Raw genomic sequence first — 7,032 nt, 5'->3', positions numbered from 1 at the left:
AGTCGCGAAGAGGTTAGGGAAGTAGCTATCTACAACGTGGCTTGGCGATTGAGCGCTTAGCCGTTGGAGTGGCTACTCCTTTAGCGATTGAGCGACGAAGTCGCGAAGAGGTTAGGGAAGTAGCTATCTACAACGTGGCTTGACGATTGAACGCTTAGCCGTTGGAGTGGCTACTCCTTTAGCGATTGAGCGACGGAGTCGCAAAGAGGTTAAGGTCTTGCTACATACAACGTGCACGGGCGTTTCACAAATTTAATTTTTCTGGAATATACATGTAAGTTGTCGATTTAATTTTTAGTTAATCTATTTTAAAAGTTATTTTCGTAGAAATATTTTGAAATACCAAAATTATTGATTATATTTTTAAATATTTTTGAAAAAACAAGTGACTTTTTCATGGATTTTCCGTTAAAAAACAACTATTCGTAAAAGATTCCGAAAATTATGTTTTAGATTAAACTTATGAAACGCCCGTGATACAACGTGCCTTAGCGGTTGACAAGTTTCCGTTAAACAAACTGCCACATAAATTCTTGCGAAAACCACTACTTGCCCGAGCGTTCTAGCATTTTATCATACTCAGATGTCGTTATCAAACTATCAACACTGAGATGTTGCGCATTTGGTGCATGTTCCTTAGCTATTGCTGTATTTGCCACAATTGTGACAACTACAATATTTGGGGCATTGTAAGCAGTAAGTTCTGGAAATTCAACATCTGTGATTGGCATTTTCACGTCATGATTTTTGAAAATCGCTTGAAGTGTTTCTTTTCCCATTGTCGCGCTACCAACAGCAGTCGCATCGTGACCAAAAACAACTTGTGTAACTAATTTCAAATCAATCTCAGTCTCTGTTTTAGTGACGGACTTTCCCGCTTGGTCTGACGCGCTCCCTCCAGTCAGACTCGCAATGATTTCTTCGTATTTTGGTGAATTGAGGAAGTTCGACACCGCAACACGTATTGAACTTGGTGCCATTTGTGCTGCACGTGGTGCCAATTCTTCTTGGGTGACAACGAGTGTATCAGCTGCGTCAATTAAATTGGCAATGGCGCGGTTCGTGACGTCAATTGACAAACCAGCCTTTTTGACTTTGTCACGGAGGATTGACGCGCCCATGGCTGATGAGCCCATGCCCGCATCACAAGCGAAGATGATGTGTTTGATGTCGCCACTAATCGCTAGTTCTGAGTTGACTGGTGCTTGCCCTTTGGCAACTGCTTTACTAGCTGCGAGGTCTGCTTGGGCATTTTCAAGCGCAGTATCGTCAACCATAGATTTATCGTTTTTGAGGATAATGGCGGCAACTAAGAACGAAACGATGGCAGCCGCAAGAACACCAATCAAGACATTGAGATGAGGCCAGAGGCCTTTTGGTGCCATTGCCTCAATTGCAATGATAGAACCCGGTGAGGCTGCTGAAGTCAAGGCTGAACCAAGTATTGAGTTTGTGAATGTCCCTGTCACGCCACCTGCGATAACGGCAATGAAGAGAGCCGGTTTCATCATCACATATGGGAAATAAATCTCATGAATACCACCGAGAAAGTGGATAATAACAGCTCCTGGTGCAGTTGCTTTAGCAGAACCTTTGCCAAAGAAACAGAAAGCTAGAAGAAGTCCTAGACCTGGACCAGGGTTAGCCTCAAGTAAAAAGAGAATTGATTTACCAGTTTCGGCAACTTGATTAGCACCAATTGGTGTCAAAATACCGTGATTAATGGCATTGTTAAGAAAAAGAATTTTCGCTGGTTCAATGAAGACATTCGCAAGTGGCAAAAGGTGTGCATCAATGATAACTTGAACACCCTTTTCCATGATTTTTGTTAAACCTTGAACAGTTGGTCCAATGAGTGTGTAGCCAAATAGTGCCAAGGCAAAACCTAAAATACCTGCCGAGAAATTATTGACCAGCATCTCAAAGCCTGCTTTAATTTTGGGTTGCACGGCATTATCAAATTTTTTCATCAACCAACCCGCAAGCGGTCCCATAGCCATTGCACCGATAAACATAGGAATGTCCGTACCAACAATGACCCCCATAGCAGCAATTGCGCCAACAACACCACCACGACCATCACCATAGATATTTTTACCACCAGTGTAAGCAATCAATAATGGCAAGAGATAGTTAAGCATCGGACCGACAAGCTCTGCAAAGTTTTTATTTGGCAAATAACCCGCCTCGATAAATAACGCTGTTATAATCCCCCAAGCAATGAAACCGCCAATGTTTGGCATAACCATCCCTGAAAGTGCCGTTCCCAAACGCTGAACAGCAACTTTTAGATTGAACTGTGTTTTTTCTTCGTTCATGATTTTCTCCTTGTGACTATTTTTTAAAGGTGTTTCTAAAATAGTTTTTATTAATATTAATCAAATATAAAATTAAAATTGCACTCTCTATTTCAGATGTCCTTTACTTTACAACTCAATTGTAATCGTTTTCAAAGCACACGTAAATAAAAGCCTTGACACAGAAATTTGTGTCAAGACTTTTTTCCTTGTAAGATCCGAACATGCACAGTCGCCGTTTTAGGTGGTTTTTCAGCAATTTTTGCCTTAGTTTCAGCCGAAATCTGCCATTCTAATGGACTCATAGACAGAAAAGCCGTCCGCAGATTTTCGGGAAGAGCAAACGCATATCGAATTTCTTTTTGCGTGAAATCTGGAAATTTTTCAGCAAACTTGCGCACAACATCACCATTGTCATAATCATTTGGCAAGCCAAATGCCGTGCGAAGTTCTTGCAGATAATAGGTGTCGGGAATTACCTTAATCACTTGCCCATTATCCGTCAATACGCGGTCAAATTCCCGATAATTCGAGGGCGTGAAGATATTGAGGACTGTCGCCATTGAGCTGTCCGCAAAAGGCAGATTAGTCAAGTCTGACAAGCTGAAAAAAGCCTGCAAATCCGTCAATTCTGTCGCCATATTAACACCGTCAAGCGCAATATCAAAGCCAAATTTGTTACCACAAACGTCTAGCAAGTCCAGAAAACTGCCCTCGCCACTGCCAACATCTAGCAGATTTCCGGTTGTTAGCATGGTTTTGATTTCAGCTAAAACAGGCGCATACATACCAGACTGAATCAGCTTGCGCCGCGGTTCAAACATGGCACGCGTGTAATGCGTTGTGTCGGGCTTAATTGTCAGAAAATTGACCACACCCTTTTTATTGAGATTATAAGTGTGTCGATTGGCACAAATCAGCGCATATTTTTCAAGTCTGAAACCATTGTGACAAAGCGGACAACGCAAAGCCGTAATATTTTCCGCCAAATACAAGGCCGATTTATCAATTTTCTTCAGCATCATTATTTTCGACGATTTTCTAGTTCGCACATCAACTTTTCACGAACAAGTGGCAAAATTTCTTCCAAAATCAAAATCTCCTCGCTTACTATCTAAATCACATCCCCGCCTTGAAATGCCGTACTTCAACTGACGGAGCTTGTCAATGCTGCGCCAATCAATCTCTGGATAAGCCGAACATGGTTCAGCATCAAATTTGTCGCAAACAGGTCAGCTCTACGATAATTATACAAACTCAAAAGCTCCCTGTCATCTTATCTTTCCTCCATTATATCATAGGATATGTGGCAATGACACATTTAAAAATAAAAACAGAATGGCAGGACTATTTTCATTGTATTCGACATGAAATCAAGGTTTTATAAAACGAATTTTATGCGATTTTCCTATCACAACTCTTGTCCCAGACCCTCGGTGATGCCACCTCATACCGATTTGTCTATACTATTTTTGATTTTTTTCGCCAAGGTGTGGTATAATCAAAATAAATCAGGAAACAGATTGGAGATTCTATGTTAATCAGAGAATTTTGCGCCGAAAACTTTACCAACATACCACTTGCAGTAGCAGCTGGTGCTGAGCGGATTGAGCTTTGCGACAACCTCACAGCTGGTGGTACAACGCCTAGTTACGGCGTTATCAAAGAAACCGCCGACTACCTCAAAGACAGCAAAACAACTTTTGCGACGATGATTCGCCCGCGCGGCGACAATTTCGTTTATAACTCGATTGAGCTTAAAATCATGGAGACAGACATCCTAAAAGCCGTAGAGGCAGGCACAAACGAGTTGGTATTCGGCGCACTAACACCCGAAAATGAGCTAGATTCTGATGCTTTGGAAACTTTGATGATTGCAAGTCAAGGGCTCCCTGTTACCTTTCATATGGCATTTGACAAGATTAGCGCAGACCAACAAAAATCAGCGCTTGACGAACTCGTCGAACTCGGCTTTGACAAGATTCTCATGCACGGCAACACGCTTGATAAACCTGTTAATACTGAGAAAATCGCCGAACTTGTGACCTACGCAAATGGTCGCATTCGGCTTATCGCTGGCGGTAGCGTGACTTTTGAAAATGCTGAAAAAATCGCAAAATTGACTGGCAGTGCTTATGTGCATGGGACAAAGATTGTAATGATATAACTAAATAAAAATGACCTTGACAGGTCATTTTTATTAGTCCAAAATTATTGAATATCTCTTATTTAATCACGAAAGTTGTTTTTATCCCCGAACGACAAAATTTCACGCCAAGACGTTGATTGAAACCCTTGGCGCTCGTTGTAAATAAATTCTGATATTTCTTTTATTAATGGCAGTTCGATTTTTTAGGCATGAGATTCCTTTCTGGCAAAATAGCCTAAATTGAACAGTTGTATTTGCAGATGACTACATCTTGTGATATACTGTATTCATAGATAAATACAAAATAAAAAATACAAGGTAAAACCATGTCAAAACCAACTTCTATCCGCTTTGATGACAAACTCTATCAAGAAATCGTTGACTACACAAGCCTAACCGAGCAATCTATCTCTGCTTTTGTTAATGAGGCTGTAACGAGCTATCTTGTGGAAAAAAATGTCGTTGAAACACACAAGGAAACCATTGATAACTATCTCGAACGCTTTTCCCCACTTTTAGAAAAATTAAAGGACAGATAAGATGATAAATTATCTCAGTAAAGCTGATTTAATCTATCTCAATCAGCAAGTTGTCACAACAGTCAATGGGCTTACTTATGGCGTTTTATCCGATTCTAGTTTAGAGATGATTATCGAGCAACCACAACAAATCGTTTTTGGACAAGAACTCTATCCAACTATCTGGCTCAAAGCTGCTTTTATTCTGCAAAAAATTGCCAAAAAACACGCTTTTCGTGACGGTAATAAACGAACTGCCATCATGGCAAGCCTTGTTTTTCTGGCAATCAATGGCTATCAGCCAATCAAAGATGACCTCATCAACAACGCAGACGATTTTGTCTTGTCCGTGACCAACTCCCCCGATACCGAGGCGACTATGCTTGAGATTGCTAGATGGTTGGAAATGGTGCATGTGAAAGTTTAGGGTGTGTTAAATTTTTGATTTTAACAAATAAATATTTGTATTGTCAATCTCTTCAAATTTCAGATTTTCTTGATAATTCTTTTCACCTCCATAATCTCCTTTCTTCATAAGCAGTACGCTATCAACATTTTCACTTTTATAAATTCGATAGCCCAACAAATACAGATAAGGATTGAATGAGTAGCTTCGAGAGTATGTCACAAAAACTAATAGAATAAGTATCAAAATAATTTTACTTGAAAATTCCTTAAAATCTATTACGCCAAATAAATTCAAATCCATTAAAGGAAATAAATGGGCTACAATAAAATCTAAACCTAATTTTCTATCCTGTTTTATATCTGAAAAAGTTTTCAACCCTGTATTTCTACTTGAATCAACTTTGTATTTTACAAATTTTTTTACAGTATTAAACGCTATTATATTTAACAAAACTACTATCGCTACAGTAATAATATAAGGATAACTTAGCAACTCATAATAATTAAAATTTTTTTCTTTCAATAATTCAATAACTTTAAAAATTATTTGAATTATCGACACTATTACAACATATAACCAGATTAAAGAAAAACTCCCAAAAGTTAAAGCTAAATTTTTCATTCATCTACAACCCTTGATTCTTCATCTAAATAAGATTGAACATAGTCATCAGCCAACAAATGAAGAATATCTTCAATGCTAGTATCTGGACCAAAAACAATTTCATTACAATCGTTAAATTCAATTGTTAAGCTATATCTTTCTTTTATTTTTACTGCTTGGTTCCTATGTTCTACAAATTTATGATATTTTTCTTCTTCAATCATCTTGACAAATTTTCGTATTCTAGTTTTATTTAAGCTACTAATCTTTTTTTCAAATAACTCAAAACTATCTTTTGAAAAAATTCTATTCTCTTTTTGAATATCTGGAAATTTTTCACGTAATTTATCAATCGCAACTTCTAAATCAATGATATACTCTGATTGCTTAACATTTAACAAAAACGCTTGTTTCATATCCATATCAAAAATTAAATCTGGAGATTGTTTATCTAAAGTTATTCTATCATCTTCTTCAGTTATCAGCTCAAGCTCCTTAGTTTGTCCTAGCTCTACTGTCTGTCGTATCTTTAAAAATGCTTTTGCTTTTAGATAAGCTCTTGAAGTATAGCGATAAACCAAAATAATATTGTTCAATTTTAGATAAAAATATTTTATTTTTTCTTTATTCTTAAATATATTAGTTTCTGTCGTTTGAGAATCATTAAACTTTGATTCTAATTCAATCAAATTACTGAGTTTATTTTCATCAGTTATCAAACTAATTGTATCTTTTTTATCTTGATAAATATCAAAATTTACTAATTCTTGATTATTCAAACTTTCTATCGTTGGATTAACAAAAATCGTTTTGTTCGTTTCAACATTTGTTTCAATACGATAAACGTTCTTATCTGTCTCCAAATAATCGGTAATATTATCTGTTTCAATTTGCAATTTCTGTATCAGTTTTTGTTTTAATTCTTTCATTAGACTTCTCCCAAAAATAAAAAAATTTGTTATACTATAGTCATGAACTATGAATCCCTCACGAAACTCAGCGATAGTCATTTTAAACGTCTAGTTGGCGTTAAACGTCCAACCTTTGAATCTATGA

7 protein-coding genes are annotated in these 7,032 nt (G+C 37.4%); 3 read left to right on the top strand and 4 right to left on the bottom strand.

What is annotated here, in order from left to right; all coding sequences use genetic code 11:
* Nucleotides 1–545: 545 nt before the first annotated feature.
* Together Hs30E_RS09955 and Hs30E_RS09950 are read right to left on the bottom strand one after the other, a co-directional pair.
* A complete protein-coding gene (locus tag Hs30E_RS09955; RefSeq protein WP_172209802.1) occupies nt 546–2,318 on the bottom strand; it encodes a PTS mannitol transporter subunit IIBC in 1,773 nt (590 codons plus the stop codon).
* Between the two features lie 173 nt (nt 2,319–2,491).
* A complete protein-coding gene (locus tag Hs30E_RS09950) occupies nt 2,492–3,319 on the bottom strand; it encodes a putative RNA methyltransferase (RefSeq protein WP_172209801.1) in 828 nt (275 codons plus the stop codon).
* Between the two features lie 512 nt (nt 3,320–3,831).
* Here Hs30E_RS09950 and Hs30E_RS09945 point away from each other — a divergent pair.
* The 3 genes from Hs30E_RS09945 (at nt 3,832) to Hs30E_RS09935 (ending at nt 5,391) form a co-directional block, all read left to right on the top strand.
* Nucleotides 3,832–4,464 carry a copper homeostasis protein CutC gene (locus tag Hs30E_RS09945; protein ID WP_172209800.1) on the top strand — a complete coding sequence of 211 codons (633 nt, stop codon included), beginning with the start codon at nt 3,832–3,834 and terminating at the stop codon, nt 4,462–4,464.
* A 308-nt stretch (nt 4,465–4,772) separates the two neighbouring features.
* Nucleotides 4,773–4,985: a hypothetical protein gene (locus Hs30E_RS09940; protein ID WP_172209799.1), complete on the top strand. Its 213-nt coding sequence runs from the start codon at nt 4,773–4,775 to the stop codon at nt 4,983–4,985.
* A gap of 1 nt (nt 4,986) precedes the next feature.
* Nucleotides 4,987–5,391 (top strand): type II toxin-antitoxin system death-on-curing family toxin, encoded by a 405-nt coding sequence (locus tag Hs30E_RS09935; RefSeq protein ID WP_228462048.1) that lies wholly within the window; start codon nt 4,987–4,989, stop codon nt 5,389–5,391.
* A gap of 6 nt (nt 5,392–5,397) precedes the next feature.
* On the opposite strand, the gene Hs30E_RS09930 is transcribed toward Hs30E_RS09935, so the two are convergent.
* Both Hs30E_RS09930 and Hs30E_RS09925 read right to left on the bottom strand, forming a co-directional pair.
* Nucleotides 5,398–5,994 carry a KwaA family protein gene (locus Hs30E_RS09930; RefSeq protein WP_172209798.1) on the bottom strand — a complete coding sequence of 199 codons (597 nt, stop codon included), beginning with the start codon at nt 5,992–5,994 and terminating at the stop codon, nt 5,398–5,400.
* Nucleotides 5,991–6,905, bottom strand: a complete 915-nt coding sequence (locus Hs30E_RS09925; protein WP_172209797.1) for a Kiwa anti-phage protein KwaB-like domain-containing protein — start codon at nt 6,903–6,905, stop codon at nt 5,991–5,993. The genes Hs30E_RS09930 and Hs30E_RS09925 overlap by 4 nt, the downstream gene beginning before the upstream one ends.
* Nucleotides 6,906–7,032: the final 127 nt, after the last annotated feature.

The organism is Pseudolactococcus hodotermopsidis, from assembly GCF_011170085.1.
Lineage (GTDB): Bacteria > Bacillota > Bacilli > Lactobacillales > Streptococcaceae > Pseudolactococcus > Pseudolactococcus hodotermopsidis.
This window is presented reverse-complemented; position numbering and strand designations above follow the sequence as displayed.

Excerpts from the sequence above, each read along its gene's own strand:
- Hs30E_RS09955 (WP_172209802.1), bottom strand. The coding sequence starts at position 2,318 with ATGAACGAAGAAAAAACACAGTTCAATCTAAAAGTTGCTGTTCAGCGT.
- Hs30E_RS09950 (WP_172209801.1), bottom strand. The coding sequence starts at position 3,319 with ATGCTGAAGAAAATTGATAAATCGGCCTTGTATTTGGCGGAAAATATT.
- Hs30E_RS09945 (WP_172209800.1), top strand. The coding sequence starts at position 3,832 with ATGTTAATCAGAGAATTTTGCGCCGAAAACTTTACCAACATACCACTT.
- Hs30E_RS09940 (WP_172209799.1), top strand. The coding sequence starts at position 4,773 with ATGTCAAAACCAACTTCTATCCGCTTTGATGACAAACTCTATCAAGAA.
- Hs30E_RS09935 (WP_228462048.1), top strand. The coding sequence starts at position 4,987 with ATGATAAATTATCTCAGTAAAGCTGATTTAATCTATCTCAATCAGCAA.
- Hs30E_RS09930 (WP_172209798.1), bottom strand. The coding sequence starts at position 5,994 with ATGAAAAATTTAGCTTTAACTTTTGGGAGTTTTTCTTTAATCTGGTTA.
- Hs30E_RS09925 (WP_172209797.1), bottom strand. The coding sequence starts at position 6,905 with ATGAAAGAATTAAAACAAAAACTGATACAGAAATTGCAAATTGAAACA.